Annotated in this window: 21 protein-coding genes and 1 pseudogene; 7 read left to right on the forward strand and 15 right to left on the reverse strand. The window is 47.9% G+C overall.

Translation table 11 applies throughout. The features are described from left to right. Positions 1-325: 325 nt before the first annotated feature. The 5 genes and pseudogenes from IEY53_RS36070 to IEY53_RS13510 form a co-directional block, all read right to left on the reverse strand. A pseudogene (locus tag IEY53_RS36070) lies at positions 326-472 on the reverse strand (RHS repeat-associated core domain-containing protein); the annotation flags it as partial. A gap of 151 nt (positions 473-623) precedes the next feature. Continuing rightward, complete coding sequence (locus IEY53_RS13495; protein WP_229696137.1) at positions 624-1061, reverse strand: ABC transporter permease subunit; 438 nt, start codon at positions 1059-1061, stop codon at positions 624-626. A 40-nt stretch (positions 1062-1101) separates the two neighbouring features. Further along, the gene (locus IEY53_RS13500) at positions 1102-2565 is read right to left on the reverse strand and encodes an Msr family ABC-F type ribosomal protection protein (protein WP_189025684.1); all 1464 of its coding nucleotides are present in this window, start codon (positions 2563-2565) and stop codon (positions 1102-1104) included. A 512-nt stretch (positions 2566-3077) separates the two neighbouring features. After that, complete coding sequence (locus IEY53_RS13505; RefSeq protein WP_189025685.1) at positions 3078-4430, reverse strand: sodium-dependent transporter; 1353 nt, start codon at positions 4428-4430, stop codon at positions 3078-3080. A 146-nt stretch (positions 4431-4576) separates the two neighbouring features. Then, positions 4577-4948, reverse strand: a complete 372-nt coding sequence (locus IEY53_RS13510) for a winged helix-turn-helix transcriptional regulator (protein WP_189025686.1) — start codon at positions 4946-4948, stop codon at positions 4577-4579. A gap of 141 nt (positions 4949-5089) precedes the next feature. On the opposite strand from IEY53_RS13510, the gene IEY53_RS13515 reads away from it, so the two are divergent. Next, entirely contained in the window at positions 5090-5650 is a 561-nt protein-coding gene (locus IEY53_RS13515; protein ID WP_189025687.1) for an NAD(P)H oxidoreductase, read from the forward strand. A gap of 86 nt (positions 5651-5736) precedes the next feature. On the opposite strand, the gene IEY53_RS13520 is transcribed toward IEY53_RS13515, so the two are convergent. Next, positions 5737-6642, reverse strand: coding sequence for a methyltransferase domain-containing protein (locus IEY53_RS13520; protein ID WP_189025688.1), 906 nt, complete (start codon positions 6640-6642; stop codon positions 5737-5739). Between the two features lie 522 nt (positions 6643-7164). Here IEY53_RS13520 and IEY53_RS13525 point away from each other — a divergent pair. Further along, on the forward strand, positions 7165-7374 hold the full coding sequence (locus IEY53_RS13525; RefSeq protein ID WP_189025689.1) for a hypothetical protein: 210 nt from the start codon (positions 7165-7167) through the stop codon (positions 7372-7374). An 87-nt stretch (positions 7375-7461) separates the two neighbouring features. On the opposite strand, the gene IEY53_RS13530 is transcribed toward IEY53_RS13525, so the two are convergent. Together IEY53_RS13530 and IEY53_RS13535 are read right to left on the reverse strand one after the other, a co-directional pair. Next, complete coding sequence (locus IEY53_RS13530; RefSeq protein ID WP_189025690.1) at positions 7462-8067, reverse strand: pentapeptide repeat-containing protein; 606 nt, start codon at positions 8065-8067, stop codon at positions 7462-7464. Positions 8068-8171: 104 nt separating this feature from the next. Further along, positions 8172-8702: a TetR/AcrR family transcriptional regulator gene (locus tag IEY53_RS13535; RefSeq protein ID WP_229696154.1), complete on the reverse strand. Its 531-nt coding sequence runs from the start codon at positions 8700-8702 to the stop codon at positions 8172-8174. Between the two features lie 204 nt (positions 8703-8906). Between IEY53_RS13535 and IEY53_RS13540 the strand changes: the two genes are divergently transcribed. Both IEY53_RS13540 and IEY53_RS13545 read left to right on the forward strand, forming a co-directional pair. Further along, the gene (locus tag IEY53_RS13540) at positions 8907-9791 is read left to right on the forward strand and encodes an ABC transporter ATP-binding protein (protein WP_189025692.1); all 885 of its coding nucleotides are present in this window, start codon (positions 8907-8909) and stop codon (positions 9789-9791) included. Further along, positions 9791-10588 (forward strand): hypothetical protein, encoded by a 798-nt coding sequence (locus IEY53_RS13545; RefSeq protein ID WP_189025693.1) that lies wholly within the window; start codon positions 9791-9793, stop codon positions 10586-10588. The genes IEY53_RS13540 and IEY53_RS13545 overlap by 1 nt, the downstream gene beginning before the upstream one ends. Positions 10589-10680: 92 nt before the next feature. On the opposite strand, the gene IEY53_RS13550 is transcribed toward IEY53_RS13545, so the two are convergent. From IEY53_RS13550 to IEY53_RS13575, 6 genes are all read right to left on the reverse strand, one after another. After that, positions 10681-11559 carry a carbohydrate ABC transporter permease gene (locus IEY53_RS13550; protein ID WP_189025694.1) on the reverse strand — a complete coding sequence of 293 codons (879 nt, stop codon included), beginning with the start codon at positions 11557-11559 and terminating at the stop codon, positions 10681-10683. A gap of 11 nt (positions 11560-11570) precedes the next feature. After that, a complete protein-coding gene (locus tag IEY53_RS13555; protein ID WP_189025695.1) occupies positions 11571-12479 on the reverse strand; it encodes an ABC transporter permease in 909 nt (302 codons plus the stop codon). Between the two features lie 25 nt (positions 12480-12504). Beyond that, positions 12505-14091 carry an extracellular solute-binding protein gene (locus IEY53_RS13560; protein ID WP_189025696.1) on the reverse strand — a complete coding sequence of 529 codons (1587 nt, stop codon included), beginning with the start codon at positions 14089-14091 and terminating at the stop codon, positions 12505-12507. 187 nt (positions 14092-14278) lie between these two features. Next, positions 14279-16567, reverse strand: a complete 2289-nt coding sequence (locus IEY53_RS13565; protein WP_189025697.1) for an AraC family transcriptional regulator — start codon at positions 16565-16567, stop codon at positions 14279-14281. 30 nt (positions 16568-16597) lie between these two features. Continuing rightward, entirely contained in the window at positions 16598-17392 is a 795-nt protein-coding gene (locus IEY53_RS13570) for a Nif3-like dinuclear metal center hexameric protein (RefSeq protein ID WP_189025699.1), read from the reverse strand. A 197-nt stretch (positions 17393-17589) separates the two neighbouring features. Continuing rightward, positions 17590-19674, reverse strand: coding sequence for an alpha-glucuronidase family glycosyl hydrolase (locus IEY53_RS13575; protein WP_189025701.1), 2085 nt, complete (start codon positions 19672-19674; stop codon positions 17590-17592). A gap of 215 nt (positions 19675-19889) precedes the next feature. On the opposite strand from IEY53_RS13575, the gene IEY53_RS13580 reads away from it, so the two are divergent. Further along, positions 19890-20792, forward strand: coding sequence for an AraC family transcriptional regulator (locus IEY53_RS13580; RefSeq protein WP_189025703.1), 903 nt, complete (start codon positions 19890-19892; stop codon positions 20790-20792). On the opposite strand, the gene IEY53_RS13585 is transcribed toward IEY53_RS13580, so the two are convergent. After that, the gene (locus tag IEY53_RS13585; RefSeq protein WP_229696138.1) at positions 20782-21414 is read right to left on the reverse strand and encodes a GntR family transcriptional regulator; all 633 of its coding nucleotides are present in this window, start codon (positions 21412-21414) and stop codon (positions 20782-20784) included. The two genes, IEY53_RS13580 and IEY53_RS13585, sit on opposite strands and share 11 nt — an antisense overlap. A gap of 276 nt (positions 21415-21690) precedes the next feature. On the opposite strand from IEY53_RS13585, the gene uxuA reads away from it, so the two are divergent. Together uxuA and IEY53_RS13595 are read left to right on the forward strand one after the other, a co-directional pair. Beyond that, positions 21691-22767: a mannonate dehydratase gene (gene uxuA / locus IEY53_RS13590; protein WP_189025707.1), complete on the forward strand. Its 1077-nt coding sequence runs from the start codon at positions 21691-21693 to the stop codon at positions 22765-22767. Then, positions 22768-24414, forward strand: coding sequence for a mannitol dehydrogenase family protein (locus IEY53_RS13595; protein WP_189025709.1), 1647 nt, complete (start codon positions 22768-22770; stop codon positions 24412-24414). It begins immediately after the preceding gene. Positions 24415-24499 lie beyond the last annotated feature (85 nt).

Consider the following 24499-nt stretch of genomic DNA (forward strand, 5'->3'; position numbering starts at 1 on the left):
ATGTTCAATCAAAAATTCACCATTCGAATACAACTTCCCAATATCACCTATTGAAGTCCATTCCTGTTTTGTATAAACCCCATTAATACGGTTAGCTGGATTATATTTAGTAATTCTCCAAGAATAATAATACATCTTATTCTCCAATCTTAGTTAAGAGTGCATCAAAAGTACCTGACTGAGTAATTTTACTGGTTAATTCATATATCTCCGTCTTCCCTGGCAATTGAAGCATTGTATCCACCTAGTTCTCAGTATAATACTCTGAGGGATCGACATGAGTTAATGGATTGTTCTCCACATACGTATACAAATTCTACAAATTCAAACTCAGCGGATTATCTATCTCCCCCTCAACCCAATCCTCACTTAAAAACCGACTGATACTCGGATCATAATACCGTGCCCGCAGATAGTAAAGACCTGATTCTTTATCATAAATCTCACCCGTGTATTTAAATGGCTTTTTTATACAATATTATTGTGGTTTAGCTTATCTTCGGTCCTCTTTTATCTACTCCCTAAAAAAGCCCCCTAGAAAAGCAAACTTCAGCTTTTCTACGGGACATAAATGCAACTATTTTGCCAGACTCCTGCTCAAAAAAACGTCTTCCAATTACCCTTTAACTGAACCCACTGTAAGTCCACCCACGAAATACTTCTGCAGGAAGGAGAAGGCAATCAGCAGCGGAAGCGCGCACAACATACAGGCAGCAAACAGCACGTTCCACTGGGTCGGATTCTGCTGGTCTCCCATGAATCCAAGCATAGCCAGGGGAAGGAGACTGCGAGGCTTCCGAGATAAAGGTCATATTGAAGAAATAGTCGTTCCAGATCCAGATGCCCTGCGTGATAATGACCGAGACCGTTACCGGAATCAGCAGCGGAAATACGACTGTCCAGAAGCGGCGCAAAAGTCCAGCCCCGTCAATATGTGCTGCCTCCTCCACCTCTTCCGGAACACCGCTGCGGATAAAGCCGGTATACAGGAACGTCGAGAACGGCAGACTGCAGGTTACGCCTGTTTGAATATGCAGTGAATACAGCACAGCGGCAGCCATGGACAAAAATATTGCCCAGGGCTGTCGCTGTCAAACTTCGCTATGCCTTCCGAATGATTTTTTTATCCTCAATTTGATACACTGTATCAGCCACGTTCTCCAACAAACGGACATCGTGCGATATAAAAATGATTGTACCCGTGTAGCTTTTCATCAAATTCTCCAGTGCTTCTAAGGCAGGAAGATCAAGAAAATTACTTGGTTCATCCATTAGCAAAATATTGTATCGGCCCAGTAGTATTTTAGCAAGTTGCAATTTAATGATTTCGCCACCACTTAAAACAGCTAGCTCCTTGCGTACATCATGCTGAGCAAATCCCATAGAGGCAAGTACAGCTCGAATTTCCGACACCTGGTAATCACAATTTTCCAGCATGAACTCCATAACTCCCTGATTACGCTGAAACTTGTAACCGTCTTGAGCAAAATAGCCGATTTCCGCTTTAGGCGATAAGGAAATGCCGTCTTCACGATCCAGGATCATTTTGAAAAGCGTTGTTTTACCTGTTCCATTTACACCAGTTACCGCAATCTTGGCATGGAGCGGAAATTGGAAAGACGCTTTCTCAAAAATGACCTTATCCCCGAACTTTTTGCAGATCTCTTTCCCCGTGATAGGAAAGGGATTGTGAAGCTCCAAGGCTTTGTTCTGGCGAAATTGGACGGAACGAATCACTTCGGGTGGTGTCACATTACCAAGCGCTTCGATTCTATGTTCCATGTTTTTAGCGGCATTATAGAGCTTCTTCTGTTTGCTGCCTATCGTTTTTTGATGACTGAGACGTCCGCCGCTGTCAGAGCTGTTTTTTCTTGAAGCTCCCTTCGCCTTTTGATCCATCTTCCGAGCCTGATTCTGTTTTTCATGGATTGATTTCTCGAGCCGGTCCCGTTCAGCAATAAACTGTTGATATTGTGCAGCCTGGCTTTGCCGTTCTTCTTCCTTCTGAGCCAAGTATTCGGAATATCCGCCCCAATACTCGGTAATCTTCCCCTCTTTCAACTCCCAAATCTTATCGACGGTTTGATCAAGGAAATAGCGGTCATGACTAATGATCAGCAAAGCGCCTGAATAATATTTAAGCTGGTTGATCAAAAAATCCAGGCCATCACGATCCAGGTGACTCGTAGGTTCATCCGCAAAGATACCATGTGCCGCTCCTGACAGAGCGTGTGCAATTTTCAGCCTTGTTTCCTCACCACCGCTCATAATCTTTTCATCAACTTTATCAATTTTCAACTTGCCCATTAAAGCGTGTGATTGTACCTCTTCTACGGCAACATCATCCAATTGCGGGATATAAGTAAAATGGCCCTCGCGGACAATTTTACCCTCCGTTAAAGGAGTGTCACCCAGCAACACTTTTAATAATGTGCTCTTTCCTGCACCGTTCGCACCAACCAGACCGATGCGATCATAATCATAGAGCTCCAAATCTTCAATATCTAAAACATCGCGCCCCGTATATTCCACATGAATACCTTTTGCTTTTATCAATAACATCATATAATCCTCCTTCAGAAATCGCAGTGTTCTGTTCGCAGGATAACCTGCGATTTAAGAAGTGAGGATTATATAAAGAAGTACCAATGCATATATCGCATAAATTCAGCTCCCTTTTGGGCTCAAGCTATAAAAACAGCGGATGGTTATGAGCAATAAAAAAATACAGATCCAAGTCCATAATGCGGGCTTAGATCTGCATTTATCACGAGAGAGAACACGGCGATACATGGCATAGCCAAAAAAGCTATCCAAAATCGCAGTCTATGTCTTCATACGCAAAATAAGCAGCTCAAAAAAAGCCCACAGATGTGGATAAAAATCCGCTTTTTTATTGCCAGCTTATCTTAAACGCATGGAGTGAAACATAGATAACGAGCCTCCTAATAAAGAATTGATTGAATAATAACATTCATTACTCCAACTGTCAATTTGGCCTGGATACTAGTACTAGCCCTACAACCACAAGGGTTACAGGGCTTAGTTATCCATTCTCCAGATGAAGGGTTGTTGAATTAGAAGGTCAGAATTCCCGAGGTATGGAGCAACACCAGGAACACCAGAACCGGTGCAACATAGCGGAGCATGAACAACCAGATGCGGAACCAGCGTGCCTGTAGCCCAGCCGCTTCCGCTGCCCCTTTCCAGAAGTATCCGGCGAAAATGGTGATCAGCAGACCGCCAAGCGGCAGCATAATGTTGGAGGTGATGAAATCCATCCAGTCGAACAGGGCTTTGCCGCCAAACTTCAGCTCAGGGAACATGCCCAGCGACATCGCTGAGGGAATACCGAGCAGGAAACAGACCAGTGACAAAATCCAGACCGAACGTTGACGGCTCCAGTTCCAGCGCTCCATCGCGAAGGATACAGGCACTTCAAGCAAGGAGACGGCCGAGGTCAAAGCGGCAATCGCCAGCAGGATGAAGAACAGACCGCCGAAGAATGCACCAAAAGGCATAGCCGAAAAAGCTGCCGGCAGAGCGATAAAGATCAGCGAAGGCCCTTGGTCAGGGGCAATGCCAAATGAGAACGTCGTCGGGAAAATAATCAGTCCGGCGATAAATGCATACAGCAAATCTCCGGCGCCAATCGCAATTGCAGCGGTACCCAGCGACTGTTTTTTATCCACATAAGAACCGTAAGTCAGCAGAATCCCCATCCCGAGCGACAACGAGAAAAAGGCATGTCCCAAGGCGACCAGCGCGGATTCTGCCGTCAGCACCGAGAAGTCCGGTTTGAGGAAAAAGGATACACCTTCGCCTGCGTCAGGCAAGGTTACCGCGCGGATCATGAGCACAATGAGGAGAACGACCAGCCCGGGAATCAACACTTTATTGAATTTCTCAATCCCGCCCGATACCCCCAGGATGACTACGCCCGCCGTAATCAGCATGGCTACTCCCTGCCAGACGATCGGCTTATACCCTGAGATAAAGGAGCCAAATTGGCCTGCGTAATCACTTGTGCTGAACAATTGCCCATTGAAGGCAATCATCGCGTAGTTCAGCGTCCAGCCTGCAACAATAATATAAAAGGAGAGGATTAGAAAAGGCGCCACCACTTGCAGAATTCCGGCTGCCTTCCAGCCTTTCCCCCCTCCGGCACGTATGAACGAAGTCGCCGCGCTTCCGCGTCCGCTACGTCCGATGGCCAGTTCAGCCAGCAGCACCGGCAAGCCGATCAGCACCAGACAGACGATGAAAAGAAGGAAGAAAGCTGCACCGCCATTTTCCCCTGTAATATAAGGGAACTTCCACATATTCCCCAGACCAACAGAACTGCCGATGGCAGCAAAAATAAAGCCGCTGGAGGAAAAACGCTCCTTCTTCTCCGAAAGCAGGCTTTTTTCACCTTTAAATTGATTCATTTACTCACGCCCCATTTTCTCTTTGTAAGAACTCATTATAGCTTAAGTAATGATGAGAGTCATATGAAAATTCTCCTAATTTTTAAGCTGATGAGCAGGAAGCGGGCCCATATTCTCGATCATTATATGTTGTCCAGCATTAATCGTCATTTACCTAACTGAGCGTAATCTTCCAGCACCTTGGTTTTGTCCCCGTATTTCTTATCCAGATGATCTTCACCCCATAAGCACAAGGCTTCGAGTACATCTTCAAGCTTCCAGGCGTATTCACTAAGCTCATATTCCACCATTGGCGGATTCTGAATGTGCAGGATCCGAATAATAATTCCGTCATCCTCAAGTTCACGCAGCTGCTGGGTCAGCACTTTTTGGGTGATATCGGGAATAAGCTTGCGCAGCTCAAAGGTGCGTTTTCTTCCGGTAGATAGATGATACAGAATACTTCCCTTCCATTTGCCGCGGATGACTTCCAAAGCCGCTTCCAGGCCTAACTTATATTTTTTGGGTGTTTCGTTCATATAAACTCCCCCTCGAATAGTTTATTTAAGGAACCACAGCACTTAAAAGTGCGTACTTCACACTCCAGCACCTATCCCATACAATAACACTTGTATCGCACCGAATACTATATCACACATCAGAAAGAAGGTTTATTGCATATGAAAGTTCTATTGGTGGTTGCGCATCCCAGACAAGAATCCCTTACCCATGCCGTTATGAAACGTTTTGTGGCAGGCTTACAGCAGAATCACCATGAGGTAGACATTCTCGATCTGCATAAAGACGGCTTTAATCCGGTATACAGTGTTGAAGATGAGCGGGACTGGAATAGCCCTAACAAACAATATGCTCCCGAAATACGGGCAGAAATGGACAGAGTTGCCGCTGCGGATGCCCTTGTTTTTGTCTTCCCCCTGTGGTGGTATAGCGTCCCCTCCATGTTAAAAGGTTATCTCGATAAAGTATGGAACATTGGCTTGCTTCAGGAATTCCCGTCCAAAACAGTTCAATGGCTTGTTCTGGCCGGCGGAGATCAGGAGCATCTGCTGAAATATGGATATGAACCTATGATTACTCATTATCTTAATGTAGCAATTGCCGGTTATGCCAGACTGCTGGAATCCAAGGTTGAATTCTTCTATGACACCCTTTCGAAATCGAACGAGTACATAACGGGTCTGCTGGATCATGCTTATGAACTGGGCCAGGCATACCGTTGAAAATATGCCCGCCAACAGAAAAAGGAGATTCCGGCTAAGAGCTGGAAATCTCCTTTTATCTTCATGATACTGCAACATTTAATATGTTACTTGTTCGCCGGCCGCTGCTCCCGTGCATACATGCTCAAATCCTGCAGCCGGATCAGTACTTTGCCGAAACGCCCCCCTTGCCGGACAGTCACTTTGCCATCAGGATAAGTACGGTGTACATATTCCGTTACCATCTGGCGGGAAGACGTATTGGCTTCCTGGCCATGAAGCATCAGCAAATGCATCAATTCCTCGATAGCCTCTTCCTGGGGCAGCTCCGTGGTTTTCATTTCTTTGGTTATCAGCGACTGGTACGAATAACCTTTCAGATAGAGCAGATGGGTTAAATAGGCCATATCCGAGCTTTCCGCAGGCAGCCCTTGTCCGGTCAGCAAAGGAAGAACCTCTTGAATCAGACTGTGTTCTCTTTTGCCGGCCAAAAGACTGATATAACAATACTGGCGCGCACTGCTGATTACCCTCTCCACACTGTCCCAATCCGTAACAACCGGGCACATAGACACAAATACGAGATCAAAAGCTTTGTTCCAGCCTCTTGCATCAAGATCTATGTGCTCAAACATATCCTGCACCAGTTCTACCTGCCCCGGAGCAAACCCCGCAGTATTCTCCAAGAACAAATCTCCCAGTGGAACGTTAGGCTCCACCGCCGTAACCCGTGCCCCACGCTCGGCAAAAGGAACGGTGAATCCGCCCGAGGCAGCCCCCACATCGAGTACGGACAGACCCTTGAAGTCTACCCCCTGCCCTTCAAGCCAGCCGATAATCCGCTCACTTCGGCGTCTTCCCTCTTCACTGAACACCTCTTCGTTAAAAGTTTTGGCCTTAAAGTCAAATAGCGTCGGCCCCATCTTGGCATGCTTCATTTTATTGCCCATCGCGGCAGGGTCCGCCTTCCAGGCCTTCTCCCACACATCTGCATTAAACAATTCGTTTGTCATTTCAACTCATCCCTTTCCTATATAAATTGAACTTATGTTTTTTTTAATTGGGATTGGATTGTGACTACGGTGAATGTTTGGACTTCCGGCCGCTGTTGTCTGCAGATTTCTTCATTTATACCATCCTTCACGGTTGAAATCTGCAGACAAAGGCGGTCGCTACCGCTCCTCCAGTTCCAAAATCCCCCTCCGTCATTGTCCCCATCTTCTAATATTTTCAGGTTCAATCTCTATAGACGTATGTCCAGTAATATCAGAGATTTAACAGACTAACTATATCTGCAATAACTGCAGACGCTATTCACGAACGGCGTACTTTTGCTGTCTTATTCGGAACAGGAACCACTATCCTCCTCAATTAAAGACTTTATTAATCCATAATAACTCTTATTCAAGCGAAAATCAAACAGCAAATACAATGACATTCGTCGCGAAATATACATAAAATTTGAATTAATGTTAATTAACTTGAAATTACTAACCGATAGAAAAGGAGAGTGAATTTACATAAGGAGAATTTCAATGGAATATGTCTTTATGCTTATCGGTCTTGGATTATATGCACTACGCATAGCTATTCCGATTTTTGTTGCCAGAACGATGTTGAAAAGGGATTATCGCAAATGGCAGATTGCTGTTGGTTGCCTATTGGCATTATTGATTCCGTGGCTCGGAATCATTTATCTTATCATCTCTCTTTTTACACCGCCAAGGATGACCCGTCTAAAATAATACCTGCTCACACACCAAAAGCCTTGATAGACCGATTGAATCGGCTGCCAAGGTTTTTTGTTGTTTCCAGCGTGGCTGCAGCGAATCTTAGTCCACCTTCGCACCATGGGAACGTAAAAAAAGAACCGCCTGCTCCATGTCCATCCGCACACCTTTGACATCCAGCGATTTCAAATCGATGCCGTCAAGCGTGGCCCCCCGCAGATCTGCCCCCTGTAATTTGGTTCTGCTGAATGTCACTCTCGTCAGGTCGCAGTCTCTCAGATCCGCCTTGGCCAGATCACTGTCAGAAAGATCCGCTTCAAAAAAACGAATCCTCCGCAAATCCTGCTTCCCCAGCTTGGTATGTCTCAGATTAGTATAAGACCAGTCTCCCTCACTCAGCGTAATCCCATCCATTTGAGCCCCTGAAAAGTCGGAGCCTGTCATTTTGCAGGAAATGAATTTGGCAACAAAGAGATTGGCTCCGTTGAATTTACAGTTTTCAAAAGCGGATTCCGTATGAATAGACGCATTTAGTGCCGCACCTTTAAAATCACATTCAATAAAACGGCAATAGCTTGTGTCGATCTCTTCCATTGAGGTGTTCATAAAGGTGCAATTCTTGAAAATACAGCTTAACAGTTCTCCATAACGTAAGTCGCGGCCGTCAAAATGGACGTCCACAAATTCCCGGTCCTTGTACTGATACATCATGTGCCTCCTAATAATGTCTATAAACTTGGCGGCCCCTTGCCTTTTAATTGTAACATATTGGTGTCAAGTGTTTTTACCATATAGTGTAATATAATTGAGAATTATTTTTGCTCTCTCTGGCCAAAGATCCCGTAAAAGAATAGATCCCCCAACTCTTTGCGCAAATCAACATCCAGTTTGTCTGCAAAGGAGGGATTACTCAACATCGCCATAATTCCATTCATAAAAATCATTATAGCTTCGGCAGATATGCCTCCTGCAATTTTACGCTCAGCTTTCCCTTGTTCTATCAGCTTCATGATTTCGGGAATAGCGACTATTCTGGCGTAATCCTCAATATGCTCTTTAAATACCGGGTCTTCGAACATAAAATTCTTCATGCCCTCGTTGTTTAATGTCTCTTGATTGTTTACAGAAACTTCGTACATTTTCTGCATCTTTTCTTCAAATGGACTATCGGAGTTCATCATTTCGCTGAATTCCTTCCCCGCTGTATCCATCTGATGATAAAAAATCTGCTTCGCCAATTCTTCTTTGCTCCCAAAAAAGTTATAGATAGAGGCGGGGGACACGCCTGCATGTTCTGCAATCTCCCGCACGCCGATCTCTTTAAAATTCCGTGTCATAATCATATGGGTCAACGACTGCAAAATTTGCTTTTTTTTCTGCTCTCTCCGCTTTTCAAACCCGTTCATACACAATCCCCGCCTGATTCCGTTGAATTTATGTAACAATATAATGATATGTTATATTTTTATTGACTTCAGATCAAGTTAGGAATATTATGTAACCAACAAGTCAATTGTTACATATTTATTCTTTGGAGGATGATGCATTTGATTAAAGTCCACTCCTTAACCAAAATATATTCCAATGGCAAAGGGATTCGGGAGGTCAATTTCAATGTTAAAGAAGGTGAAGTATTTGGCTTCCTTGGGCCTAATGGAGCAGGAAAAACCACAACACTCCGCCATCTGATGGGCTTTGTCAATCCCTCAAGCGGGAAGGCTACAATTAATGGTCTGGATTGCAGGCGCGACGCTGCGCAGATCCAACAGAAACTCGGCTATGTGCCTGGAGAGATTGCTTTTTACGATAATATGACCGGAAATCAGTTTCTCAAATTCATTGATGAGTTAAGAGGACGTCACGACAACGAGCGCCGTAATCAATTAATTACCAGATTTGAGCTGGAACCCGGCCGGATCATCCGCAAAATGTCCAAAGGCATGAAACAAAAGGTGGGGTTAATTGCCGCCTTCATGCACGATCCCGCTGTAATTCTTCTGGATGAACCTACAAGCGGATTAGATCCGCTCATGCAGAAGCGGTTTATTGAACTCATACTTGAAGAGCGGGACCGGGGAAAGACGATTCTGATGTCTTCCCATCTATTCGATGAAGTCGATCACACATGTGAACGGGTAGGCATCATCCGTGAGGGGGAGATCGTTGCCGTAGAGAATATTAACGCGCTAAAAGGCAAACTTCCCAAAAGCTTTATTGTTACCTTTGGACAGATAGGGGATATGAAGGTTATGCAGAACAGCGGGCTTGTCTATAAAGAAACCGGCCCTATGCGGGTGGAGATCAACATTAATGAGGATTACGACAACATGTTAAGAACACTGTCCCAATGCCATGTGATTCACATGGATTCCCCTCCCCAGACTCTTGAGCAAATCTTCATGGGCTTTTATGGAAAGGAGGGTAATAAATAATGTCATGGGCCTTATTTAAAGCAAATTTGCGGGTCAACCGGATGATTTGGCTTCTGATTATAGCCATTTATTCTTTTTATTCCATTACCCTGGTCAGTATGTTTGATCCTGAAAGTGTGGATGCGTTGAAAAAAATGATGGATATGCTTCCCCCTGAACTTGTAAATGCCATAGGAATGAACTTTGGATCAACGTTGCTCACCTTCATCTCAGGAACACTTTACAGTCTGCTTCTGTATCTGTTTCCCATGATTATTTCGATCATCATTAACCACAGGCTGATTGCGGTTCATGTAGATAAGGGAAGTATGTCTTATCTGCTGTCCACATCCAATTCCAGACTTCGTGTTGCCACTACTCAGGCTGTGTTCAGTTTGGTTTCGATTACGGCGATATTTTGCTGGATCACTGCGCTAACCCTTATCGCCTCGTCAGTCATGTTCCCCGGGCTGATGGACATCAAGCCTTTTATTCTGTTAAATGGATACGCACTTCTGATGTATTATACGATCAATGGCATCTGTTTCTTCGCTTCTTGCCTGGCTAACGAGAGTAAATACAGCCTTGGCCTGGGTGCTGGAATACCGCTGGCATTTGTGCTGCTGCAAATGCTTGGGGATTCGGGTGACAAGCTGAACTGGATTGGGAATTTTTCTTTATTCGCCTTGTTTGATCCCGCAAGATTGTTTGCCGGTGACAGCTTTGCTTATCTGGGGATGGCTGTGTTTGCCGGACTCGCAGCCGCGTTATATGCCGGGGGGATCTTTATTTTTAATAAAAAAGATTTGCCGATTTAAGTTATACACGGAAACAGTCCGGATGCTGAGAAGCTCATCGGACTGTTTTTTACGTTATAGGCATCCGGCCATTGCGTGACCGCCAGAGAGAATTATCCTTTGAGCGCCCCGACCATAACACCCTTCACAAAATACTTCTGCAAAAAAGGATACAAGCATAATATCGGCGCCGTTGTTACAATAATGGCCGCATATTTCAGGGTTTCGGCCACATCCCGGCTTTGCAGCAAGGTCGTGGTGCCGATCATATTCGCATTATCGTTTTCCAGGATAATGTTTCTGACGACCAATTGAATCGGGAACAGCTCCTGATCCCGCAGAAAGATCATCGCATTGAACCAGCTGTTCCAGTGCCCTACCCCATAATACAGAATCAGAACGGCTACCACCGGCATAGACAAGGGGATAAATATCCGGAACAGAATCGTAAAGTGGCCTGCACCATCCAGAAAAGCCGACTCCTCCAGCTCTTTCGGGATCGCGAGGAAATAGGTCCGCATGATGATCAGGTTGAACGTACTCACCGCTGTCGGCAAAATCAGAGACCAGAGCGAGTCCAGCAATCCGTAGGATTTGACGATCAGGAAGAAGGGAACCAGCCCTCCCTGAAAGAACATCGTAAATACGATAAAAAACATGATGGGCTTTTTCAGCAGTACATTGTCACGGGATAGAACATAGGCCCCAAGCGAAGTCAACGTCATATTGAGGGTTAAGCCGACGATCAGAATAAAGAATGTATTCTTGAACCCGTTTAAGATAATCGGATTATTCAGTACCGCTTTGTACCCTTCAAGGGAAAAACCTTGCGGCCATAAGAGAATTCCGTTATGTGCAATTAATTTGTTTCCTTCACTCAGGGAGGAGAACAGGATATAGAGCATCGGATAGAGCGTTAGAATAATCAGCATAACCATTATCAGATTGTTGAAGATGTCAAAGAACCGTTCGCCGATTGATGTTTTGATCATAAGTCCACCCCTTACCAAAGGCTGTTTTTGCTGGTCCGTTTACTGAAATAATTGGCCAGCAGCAAAATCCCGAAGTTAATGACTGAATTGAACAAACCGACTGCTGCGCTGTATCCGTAGTTGAACTCCAGAATCCCTTTACGGTATACAAAGGTTGAAATCACATCGGCCGTCTCATAAATACTGGCACTGTAGAGCAAGATGATCTTTTCAAAACCGACATTCATAATATTCCCAAGCGAAAGGATCAGCATGATCATCACCGTCGGCAAGATTCCCGGCAGTGTGATATGACGGATTTGTTGTAGTTTGTTCGCGCCGTCGATCTTGGCCGCTTCATACTGCTGTTGATCGATGCCCGAAATCGCAGCCAGATAAATAATCGTTCCCCAGCCAATCTGCTGCCAGATCTCACTGATAATATAGATAGGCCGGAAGGATTCGGGCTGCTGCAGAAATGAGGTGCGTGTGCCGCCAAACAAGGCAATTACATCATTGATCAAACCGTCTGACAGCGTAAAATAACGGATAATGCCGGCCACCACAACAAGGGTGATGAAATGGGGCATATAGGTAATCGTTTGTGTGATCCGCCGAAAAAGCGGACTTTTCAGTTCATTGAGCAAGAGAGCCAATAATATCGGAGCTGGGAAGCCGAACAACAGATTAAAAAAACTGAGTGAAATAGTGTTTTTAATCACCCGGAAGAAATAGATGCTGGAGAAAAAATCCTCAAAATGCTTAAAGCCGACCCAGTCACTTCCTAGAATGCCTTTGGCCGGAATGTACTGCTTAAAAGCAATGATTGCCCCGTACATCGGCACATAATGGAACATGATGTAGTAGATAATGACTGGAAGGATCATGATGTAAAGCCATTTGTTGCGGAGCAGATCATTCCCGAGTTTGGTTTTGAGCATGAGTGTCTCTCCTTTGCTGCATCATTTACCGCTTCAAGTAACGTTCATAAGCCGCTTGCTGAATCTCCAGCACTCTCTCAATGCCAAGATCTTTCATCTGCTGGATGAATGTATCGTAATTGTCTGCCGATTCGGTGCCCAGAATGATTTTCAGCTCCGCCTCTTTAACCAGCGCATTGATATCGTTCATAATACTGCTCATCTCGTCAGCCTCTTCGGCAGTTGGCGTGATTGGCGGAAGAAGATGCGCTTCATGATTGGTTTTTTTCCACACTCCCAGCGCTTCTGCAGTCTGCGGATATTTGGAAGGCAGATGGTTGTCCTGCTGAATCATGGGGAAGTTCGTGCCATGGGAATATTTCATCATGACCTGATCGCTGCCCAGCTTTTCCGGATTGTTGACAACCAGGTCGGTATAGACCGGTTTGCCATTCTCCAGTTTGTACGTGATCCCTTCCACCCCGAACGTATTCAGCATGCTTCCTTCTTCAGAGTAGCCATAATCCAGCCAGCGCATGGCAGCTTCGGGATTTTGGGTTGTGGCGGAGATCGCCGCAGAGCTTGTTCCGGCATAGGCGTTGTCCAACTGTCCGAACTCCGGCAGCGTTCCTTTAGCCGCAGATGGATACGGAGCTGCAACAAAACTGGCCTCCGGATCGCTTTCCTGGGCGGCGGCATTGTATTTTTCAATGTAGAACTGCCATCCGAGGGTGGCTCCACTGTCGCCGGAAGACATTTTTTTATCGACTGTAGCTGCATCAATGGAAGCAAAATCCTTGTCAATCAGACCTTCCTTGTACCACTGGCTCATCGTTTTCAGGTAGTTTTTGTACTCCGGCTCCAAATAGCCATAGACTACCTTGCCATCGTTGACATAGAAATTACCCATGACTCCAAAAGCTCCGGCAAAACCTCCGGTCCGTTCTCCCAGAAACATAGTCCGGAAGGTGACAGGTGCGCTGGCCTTTTTCTTTTCTTTAAAAGCCGTCAGGACAGTGTGCCATTCGTCAATGGTCTCGGGCATCTCCAGATTCAATTCATCGAGCCAATCCTGACGAATAATAGGTCCGCCATACACTCGGCCTGTCTCTGAGCGTATAAAGGGAAAGGCGTAATACGTGCCATCATCTGTTTTTATCATTTTGTCGATTTCCGGATGGTCTGCCAGTGTTTTCTTCAAGTTCGGCGCGTACTGATCAATCAAATCGTTGAGCTTCAGAATATAACCCTGTTCCACCGCTCTGTCAGGTCCTCCCGGATACTGGAGCCAGGTATTCAAAAAGATATCCGGCAGCTCGCCGGAAGCAAGCAGCAGACTGAACTTCTGATCCGTCATAGGCGTTCCGCCCAGGTGTTTGATCGAGATGCCTGTCCGCTTGGCATATTCTTCATCAATCGGCAAGGTTTCCGGAGTGCCGCCCAATTGCTCGTTCATAAGCGTGAGCTCCATACTTCCCGGCATTGGATAAGAAAATTCTGCCGCAGTTTGCGTATCTCGACTTGTACCAGAAGAAGCGCTTTCATTATTTCCGTTGCTTGAGTTGCTGCAGCCTGCTGCAAGCAGGGACAATCCTAATAGAAACATGACCGGCTTGTGGAGTTTTTTGCTCATGAACCCTCTTCTCACCATAACGACCTCCAATATGTTTTTTTGGATTCTTCGGTTGCCCCTACAATGTAATCCATCCCTGAGGGCTATAACAATAATCAATAAAGAGAAATGATCCTCAATAAAAGAAAAGAAGGCCGGTACAAGGCAGCCCCGGTCTTCTTTTTCCTATTTTGAAGATTCATTTCGGTTATTGTATATTCTTGTATTTGCCCGGGGTAAGACCTTCATACTTCTTGAATACCCTAATGAAGGCGTTACTGCTCGAGAAACCCGTCTGGACCGAAACTTCCTCGATACTGATCCCCTGCTGAAGAAACAGCTTGGCCTCAGAAATGCGGGTCTGGTTAATAAAATCGTATAATCCCTGGCCCATCTGTTCCTTGAACAACCGGGACACATATTGCGCATTAATACCAAATTCCGCTCCAATCATCGATACGCTAAGATTTACATCCATATAATTGCGCTTCACATAGACCGCGACCTGTTCACCAATTCCGGGGTTGCTCAGCAAGGACTTTCGCTCATTGATTCGGCCGCAGGTCATCTCCAGAATCAACAGCAGCTCCTTGCGGAAATCAGCGCGGGTTGTACAGGCAAGAAGATGCTTCAAGGGACGCCATTTATCCCCTTGCTGCTCCGGCCCGGTTCCTGCGGGAGCCGACTTCATAATGGAGCTTGCCAGATCAATCATTGTATATTTCAGCATTTCAATAGAAGACTGATTGTTAAACAGCGAGTGCAGGATTTCATCCATCAGCTCCGTAGCTTTATCCAGGTCTCCCGTCTTCACCACATTAATAAACGCCAGCTCATTATTAATGGAGAAATGATAGTCCACCCCAACCGGCTCGATGTCCTCATACCAGATCGATACATTCTCCTCCAGCAGCAGCCGGTATTCCTGGGCCCCCAGTGCTTGTAAATAAGCCTGGTGCATGCCGGCAAGTCCAAGCTGCCGCCCGCTTCCGGCCATGACGATTTGCAGCCGATACCTCCGCCCGATGAACTCCAGCGTTTTAGCCAGTGCTTGCTCCATGTCTTCCTTCCAGTATTCTAGCCGCTCCGGATGGATATTGATGATGGCCGTAAGCATGCCGTCCATTTCGGTGAAGCTTAGACTATGGAGTTCACCGACATTATCCATAATAATATTCGAGACGATGAAATTGGACAGTTCGGCGGAAGGGGCATCCTCCTCCAGCGGCTGGATAAAAAACAGCAGGACGGCAAAGTGGTCCGACCTCCAGTTCAGATGATAAAGTGCGGCCGCCTCCTGGACAGAACCGGCTTCCTCTACTTGTCCTTTTAGCATCCGCGCTAAGTAGTAGGCCTGAACCACGCGCAGCTGCTTGTGCTGCCTGCTGCTCATATCATCCCGTTCCTTCAGCGCAGCCAGTGCATGCTCCCGGATGAATGAGAATTCATCCAGCGCCGGCTTCGCTTCCTTTTTACCGGATAAAGAAAAGACATGAACCAGCTCACGGACCGGATTATAGTTCCTGCGTGCAAAAAAATAGATAACGGCTCCACCGATCAGGAAACAAGCCAGCAGGCCCAGCAGATTCATCGTGCGGATATCGCGTGCTTTTTCCCAGAACACTTTGGAAGGGAACACACTGATATACCTCCAATCCGTCGTATCTGAGGTGACGAAAGAAACCATATTCTCCGCTCCGTCAATCTCCAGAAAGGAAGTTCCCATCTTCCCGTCTTCACTGGCCGCATAAGTAAACACAGGAGCATTGCTACCTTTATTGTTACGGAACAAAATATGATTCTGTTGATCCAGGATATACACTTCTCCCTTATTCACCCAATCGACGTTCTCCAGCATGGTTTGCACCGTAGCACTGTTCAGCGGAAACAGCAGGGAGCTGCTTGCTGTATTGCTTTCGCTGATTGCCGTAAGGGACTTGAGCAGAAATACCGTATCGCCTGAACGTTCAAAGGTCATGGCTGACATCTGGCGGTTAGCATGAACTGAAGGATTCTTAATTGTCTCGAGCCACTCCGGGTAGCTGGCGGCAAAGAGCTGGTGATTGATATCATAGAAGGTCCGGGTATCCGTATAGGTTTCATCTGTAAGGATCTTGTCAAGCTTGCCGGAATATAAATAGATTCCCTTAATAAAATCATTGGTGGATTTATATTTGCCCAGCTCCTGGCGGATTTTATAAATTTGAAAAGATTCACTCCGCTCGCTAAGAGGCGACATCTTCAGAAACTTGTTGACATCGCTGTTAATCGACAGCTGCATAGCCAGCTTCTCCGCCTGGTTCACCTCACTGTCAACCATATATTTCACCTGTTTAAGCATCGCTTCGCTGGCCCGCCGGATCTCATACTCAACAATCTGCTTGGTCTGCATGTAGATGATAGCGCTAACAATTAAAGGGATAAGCATAATAACGGCGTAGGATACCATCCATTTAACCGCTATACTTTTGCTGAACGCAAACTTCTGCTGGTTCATGTTTGGCCTCCGCAGGATGACTTGGTCAGCTCACACAATTTGGAACACCGGATGATCCGCGATAAAATGTACCGGCAGATCCGGATATTGCCCGGCCAGCTCCTCTGCCAGAAGCTTCATGCCCGGAGCCTCGCTTTCGGCATGGCCCAGCATAATTAAGGCCTTATTCCGGCCCTGGTGTACAGCATCCTTTACATACTCGGGCGTCTCCCATTCCGGACCTTCGCCGGCAATCACAAGATCCAGCTGGGCCTTGCGGAACAAAGGGATCGCCAGACCTCCGCCTCCCCTGTAACCAACAAGGATTCCTACCCGCTGACAAGGCATCGAGAGTTTTCCGGCGACACGGACATACGGAATTTGCAGCTTTTGCTTCAAATACGCCGCAATTTCGCCGACCTCCATGGCCGGAAGGGTCAGAATGGAGGCAGCACTGTGATGCTCAGCTACATAACCCTCCCACTCCAGCTCCCGCAGCAGTCCTTTTATCACCCCGTCCGGCCTATGGCGGTGCAAGTAATCATGGAACCGATAAATCCCCACACCCGAAGAAGCGATAAGACTATTTTTTTGCTCAAATACCGGGTCATCTTCCAGCCAATCCCTATGGTCCTGGTGGCTGAAGTACACCCCTTCATGCGTAATAATCAGATTGGCTCCCTTGGCGAGGGCCTGTTCGATCACAGCCTGTGACGCGGAAAAGGCGGTCACAATCCCTCGGACCTCACAGTCCACATGGCCTGGTTCGAGCTGATCTACCGTGTGCTCCAGAGGTTCTAACCCCACTGTCAGCGATTCCATAATCTGTCCAAAAGATATACTCATCCTAACCTCTCCCCCGCTTGTGGCCGAAGTCTTACTCATTCGGATAGACGAGATCCGAGCCGTATACACCGACGGCCATCACCTTCACAAGCACTTGGATGTCCCCGGGTTTGCTCATTACGGCTGCCTTCATAGTCAGAGGAATGTTGTCTCGCTTGCCGTCACCTGCGGCTCTTCTCCCATGTTCAGTCCCCCTCCTAATAAATCGTCCGCTGTTGTTGATCCTCTATGCCGCTCTTGCGATAGAAATAGGTATTGATTTTGTCCCGCCACTCCTTGGCATGTTCGGCCTGCTCCAGCAAACGTTCCTCGACCTGAAGATAAAGCCCTTCCTCCATCCGTCCTTGGAGCGTCTGCCAGGAAGCCAGCAGTTCAGCTGCCCGCTCTGCACCCTCAAAATGAGTATCATAAATATGCTGAATGACCGTTTTGCCGGAATGAAGCACATGGGTATAAGGAACATGGTGAAAGAACAGCAGCAGCTCATCGGGACAATCTTCAAGTGATTCATATCGCTCAGCGTTCGGCCCCATATACTGGGCGCTGTAGCCTGTTCCTGACCGTACGGTCCGGTCTACACCCATGCCCCGGTTATCGGCAAAGTGATAAGTTCCCCAAGGCGAATATTCGTAGCCATCCACATTCGGTCCATAGTGATGGTCCGGATTAATCATCCAGCCTACGCCGAGCGGTGCTGTATAAGATTCATAAATGCTCCAGGAATCAAGCAGTATCCGGGTAACCGTGTCCAGCACCGCCGGATCAGAACCGAAGGTAAGGCGGGCCCATTCCTCTGCGATACACTCCGCAGACAGCTCCGGATTCCAGGCCAGTCTTCCGTAGCCGTACAGGTTGGCCTGTGCCAGCAAATGTCCGGTCCAATTCAGGTCATCCCCGACATTCGAGACTGCGGCCACTCCGCTGTATCGGTTGTTCCAGATTGAGCCGTCCACAACATGTTTGACAGGAGCATCTTCTTCTCCTTTGGCATACGTGTTGAATTCCAGGACCTCTTTCCACTGGGGGACCAGGTAGCAGACATGACGCTGCTGTCCGGTATATTCCTGGGCAATCTGAAATTCAATCACCTGATTCGTCTGCTGAAGGGCTCCGAACAGCGGAGATACCGGCTCCCTGACCTGAAAATCCATAGGTCCATTCTTGATCTGCAGAATCACATTGGTATGAAACCTGCCGTCCAGCGGCTTAAAATGATCGTAGGCCGCCCGGGCCCGGTCGGTCTTGCGGTCACGCCAATCCTGCTTGCAGTTATATACGAAGCAACGCCAGATCACCAGTCCGCCGAACGGCTCAAGCGCTTCAGCCAGCATGTTGGCGCCGTCCGCATGATCCCGGCCATACGTAAACGGCCCCGGCCGGTTCTCCGAGTCGGCCTTGACCACAAAGCCGCCGAAATCGGGAATCGCTGCATAGATCCCGGCAGCTTTGCCGCGCCACCATGATCGTACTTCCGGATCCAGCGGATCGGCTGTTCCCAGTTCCCCGCCCTGCAAAGGACTGGCAAAATTAACACTGAGATACAGACGGATGCCATACACTCTGAAAATGTCGGCAATGTTCGAAATATCGGGCAGATAAGCCGGTGAAATAAATAAGGTCTCCTGTTCATGCACATTCACATTATTAACAGCAATCGCGTTGATCCCGACAGAGGACATCATTCTGGCATAATCACGGAGCCGCTGCGGGTTGTCCAGAAAGCGGTTGTGCTTGTAAAAAAAAGAATGGCCCGCGTATCCCCGTTCAATACTCCCGTCAAAGTTATCCCAATGATTGATCATCCTGAGCTTGTTCGCCGGATTGACCACCTCATCAAAGGCCTCATTCCCGGTTGAGGTCTTGGCCAGCCGGAGCAGATGAAATACACCATACAGCACTCCGATGGGGGAAGAGGCTCCAACCGCAATGCAATGATTCTCGCGGCTCTTGCGGATGGCATATCCTTCCGGCCCTACAGCACGAATGGTCTGTTCATCAAACACGTTCTGAATCCGTTCATTTCCGCCCTGAAAGGTACCTATAGCAACACAGGCTCCGCCCGGCTCCGCTGCATTGGCCACTGCGATGCCCAGCATCGAAGCCATCCCGCGTCTGTATTCCTGGGCGGCAGCCTGAAGAGTCTCATTCTCTTCCACAATGTACAACGCTCCGTAATATTCCAAGTCCGAGGCAGTGCTGCCCCCAAACTGCTGCCGGGGATAGCCCAGCCAAGCCTCATAGCCGCTGCCTCGTATCTTCGTTTGTCCGCCTGCATCTCTCATGCTGAATTCTCCTCCATTATCCTCGTTAATTGATCTCGATCAAACGCTTACATAATCATCGGCCGGGACCACATTTCATCCCTGATTCTTCTCCATCCTAGCATGCACTGAACCATGAAGCCCATTTCCAAATCCAGCAGAAATTTACCCAAATCGGGCTGGAGGCTGATATACTGGATAAAAAGTAAGCCTTTACAATTTAGGGAGGACTGGTTATGGTTTCTGCTTTCATCACGCCTGCGCTGGGTCAAACCATCAGTGAAACAATCATTCCCGATGTAAAAACCACGCTTAATCTGTTCGGTATGCATATCCGGAAAGTGAGCGGAGAATGGGATTACCCCATTCATGCCCATCCGCAATACGAATTCAACTATCTGCTTGAAGGTGAACAACTGATTACGGTGAATAACCGCCGCTATCTGCAGAAAGCCGGAGATTTGGTGCTGCTGAGACCCGGTGAATTTCATTCCAGCCAAAGCGGCAATCAGCAGCCCTTTATTTATTTCTGCATTCATTTTGATATCGATGATCGAATATTGAATTCCTTATTAAGCCGTCTGGATCACGTGCTGTTTGAAGCCAGCAGCAGTATCACCAAGAGAATCGGGCCTGTTCTGGGCAAGCTGGTGGAGATCTCGAGCAAGGTGTCCGGAGATATGAGCATGCTCCAGCGCATGCGGCTGCAATCGGCCGTCTTTGAACTGCTTGGTCATCTATGGGAGGCTTTCTCCGTAGAGGGTAATTTATCGTCGACCACCTATGAGAAAGTAGAGCTGGCACATCAAATCCACAACCGGCTTCAGGGGCTGGTGTACCAGCACTTCAAAGCGGAAACGCCTGGCGAAAGACGTCATGGCATTGATGACATTGCTGCCGATTTGGGGATCAGCGTATCTCACTGCAACAGAGTGTTCCGGCAGGTGTATGGCATTTCCCCCCGGATCTTTCTGTCAGAGCAGATGCAACATGAAGCCAAAGTGCTGCTTGACGACCCGCGCCTGTCCATCAGCCAGATCTCCGCTATTCTAGGCTACCGCGATATTGCCCATTTCAGCCGTCAGTTCAAACGCTGGTGCGGACAATCTCCGCGTGAATACCGCAGCGCTACTGTTTGATGTACTGCGTGTAAGGTTCCTGAAAATCAATAAAACGGATATCTGAACGCAGGTGATGATGCAGAAGCTCGTCAATCCGCCCCTCTTCTCCCCCGACAATACAATCCAGTATGAATTGGTGCTCTTGCTGGATCTCCTTCAGTTTGTCTTTCTTCAGCATATGCAGCTTCCGGTAGCGGACATAATGCACATTGAACTGCTGGATCAGCTCCCAGAGAAACTCGCGGCCAGCCAGTATAAACATCGTTTTGTGGAATTCGTCGTCCAGCTCCAGGAAAGCATCCGTATTCTCCGGCTCATCAATGCATTGCAGCTGCCGCAGCAGATTATCTTTAAGCACATGGAGGTCCTTCAGCGGAATGCCGCGCATGAGTTCCTTCATGATTTCTTTTTCCAGCGCATAACGCAAATAGATGATTTGCTCGACCGACTCCAGGTCAATATAGGACACGATGTTCCCTTTTTTGGGATAGATATGAATATAATCCTCCAGGGACAGCTGCTTGAGAATATCCCGGATAGGCGTACGGGACAGCTGATAACGCTCTGAAAGCGCCGTTTCGCTGATGATTGTGCCCGGCGTAAGCCGCAGCGACAATATCTCTTCCTTCAGCTGATTCATGATTTCTTTTTTGAAAACCATTGACTCTTCCAACTTTCTGGGCATTTTTCCACGAGGCAGGAACCAGTGGTTCGTTTGTTTATTATAAAGAAATTTGGCCGGAAATGCATTGACAAAGCAAAACCTGTATTTTATGATCAAGCTGAAAGTAATCTTGTATACAAGATTTTAGTTTATTTATTCCTGCTTAGCTCAGTAAACCAGTTGTAAAGCTCTTATTGTATGATCAGACATGTATAGTTTGTATACATGATCCATTCGGAGGAGGAACAGACAATGAAGATGACTTGGAGATGGTATGGCGAGGGAAACGACAATATTACCCTTGACCATATCCGGCAAATTCCCGGTGTCATGGGGATTGTATGGTCGCTGCATCATAAAGTGGCCGGTGAAGTGTGGGAAATGGAAGAGATCCAAAAGGTAGCGGACCAAATTACGGCCAAGGGCTTCAGCACCGCCGTGGTGGAGAGCGTCAACGTTCACGATGATATCAAAATCGGGCTACCCACCCGGGACAAATACATTGATATTTACATTGATACGATCCGCAAGCTGGCAAGTGTAGGTGTTAAGGTTATCTGCTACAATTTCATGCCTGTCTTCGACTGGACACGCACCGAGCTGTACAAGGAGCTGCCGGACGGGTCCAATGCCCTATTTTATGAAAAGGCTGCCATTACCGACAACCCGCGTGAAATGGTGGACCGGATTCTCAAGGGAGCCGGTGAATTTACGATGCCGGGCTGGGAGCCGGAACGTCTGGCCAAGCTGGATGAGCTGTTCGCCTCTTACGCCGATGTTACGGAAGATAAACTGTTTGAGAACCTGAAATACTTCCTGGAGCGCATTATCCCCGTCTGTGAGGAAGTAGATATCAAAATGGCTATTCACCCTGACGATCCGGCCTGGCCGATCTTTGGTCTGCCGCGCATCATCCGCAGCCGGGATACCATCCGCCGTTTGCTGGACATGGTGGACAGTCCGTATAATGGCCTGACCTTCTGTACAGGTTCCCTCGGCACCAATCCCGGCAATGACCTGCCGGCGATGATCCGCGAGTTCCACGACCGCATTTATTTTGCTCATATCCGCAATGTAAAAGTGTTCGAGAACGGCGACTTTATCGAGGTGTCACACCGCGGCCGGGACGGAAGTGTAGATGTGCCTGAAGTAGTCAAGGCCTACCATGAGAGTGGATTCACCGGATATGTGCGTCCGGACCACGGAAGACATTTATGGGGAGAAGAGAAGAATTGCCGCCCTGGATACGGGTTGTATGACAGAGCCATGGGTATTATGTATCTTCTCGGGGTTTGGGACAGTCTGGATAACCTTGAAGGAGTGAAATAAATGTTGCGCCTGAACAGAGCCGGTCTTGCGGATACACAAGCCTGGGAAGCTGCCGGAATTCAGCTGCCGGGCTTCGATTATGATACCGTAGCCCAGAATACCTTGTCCGCCCCGGAATGGATTCATTTTGGCGCAGGCAATATCTTCAGAGGATTTGTTGCTAACGCCCATCAAAAGCTGCTGGACAGCGGCAAAGCAAACACCGGCATCATCGCGGCTGAAACCTTTGATTATGAGATGATCGACAAGGCTTACCGGCCTTATGATAATTTGACCTTGCTCGTACTGATGAATGCGCGCGGCGATTTGATCAAGAAAGTGATTGGCAGCATTACGGAAGCCATTACCGCAGACCCGAACCGCGAGGCGGATTACACCCGGCTGATCGAAGTGTTCGAGAATCCGAGTCTTCAGCTGGCCAGCTTCACGATCACCGAAAAAGGATATTCACTGTTTGGCCCCGGCGGCCAGTACCTCTCCGTCGTGGAACAGGATCTTGCGAACGGTCCGGAGCATCCGGTCCACGCCATGAGCATCGCCGCTTCGCTTGCCTACCGGCGGTATCTGAAAGGCGGTTACCCCATGACCTTTGTCAGCATGGATAACTGCTCCCACAATGGCGACAAGCTGAAGCACGGCATCCTTACCGTCGCCAAAGAATGGGCCAAAAAGGGGTTGGTCGAAGACGGATTTGTTGCCTATCTGGAAGATGAGCGCAAAATCACCTTCCCGCTTACCATGATCGACAAAATCACACCGCGCCCGTCCCAAAGCGTGCAGGCTGCACTGCTGGAACAAGGAATCGGCGGCATGGACGTCATTGTTACCTCCAAAAATACATATACGGCTCCTTTCGTAAATGCGGAGGTAAGTGAATATTTGGTCATTGAAGACAAGTTCACGAACGGCCGGCCGGCGCTGGAGCAAGCGGGCATTATCTTCACCGACCGTGACACGGTCAACCAAGTCGAGACGATGAAGGTCACCACCTGCCTTAATCCGCTGCATACTGCACTGGCCGTTTCAGGCTGCCTGCTCGGGTATACACTGATTGCGGACGAGATGAAGGATCCTGTACTGCGGAGGTTCGTGGAGATGATAGGATATACGGAAGGCCTGCCGGTTGTTGTAGACCCCGGCATCCTGAGTCCCAAGCAGTTCCTGGACGAGGTGCTGCAGGAAAGATTCGCCAATCCGTTCATCCCCGACACACCGCAGCGGATTGCTACAGACACCTCGCAAAAAGTAGGCATCCGTTTCGGCGAAACAATCAAAGCATATATCCGGCGGGATGATCTTGATCCGGTGCAGCTGAGCGCGATTCCGCTCGCGATCGCCGTCTGGTGCCGCTATCTGCTTGGTTTGGATGATGAAGGCCAGACATTCACCTTGAGTCCCGACCCTTTACTGGAATCACTGCAAGCCCGTCTGCAGGAGGTCACTCTCGGGGACAAGGGCCAGAAAGCGGCAGCGGCTGTACAGTCCATTTTGCATGATGAGGCTATTTTTGGCATGGATCTGTATGCAACGGGTCTGGGCGGCAAAATTGAGACGATGTTCACCGAAATGCTGGCCGGCCCCCATGCCGTTCGTGCCACCCTTGAGAAGTATGTCGTACAGGAGGCACCTACCACAATCAGCGGTTGACTTGGTCCCGGCAACAACTCGTCACCGGGACCGGCTGTGCAAGGAAGTGGACTCAGGGGATCTCGAGGGTCAATGGATCATTTAG

The organism is Paenibacillus albidus (assembly GCF_014644435.1).
Classification (GTDB): domain Bacteria; phylum Bacillota; class Bacilli; order Paenibacillales; family Paenibacillaceae; genus Paenibacillus_AQ; species Paenibacillus_AQ albidus.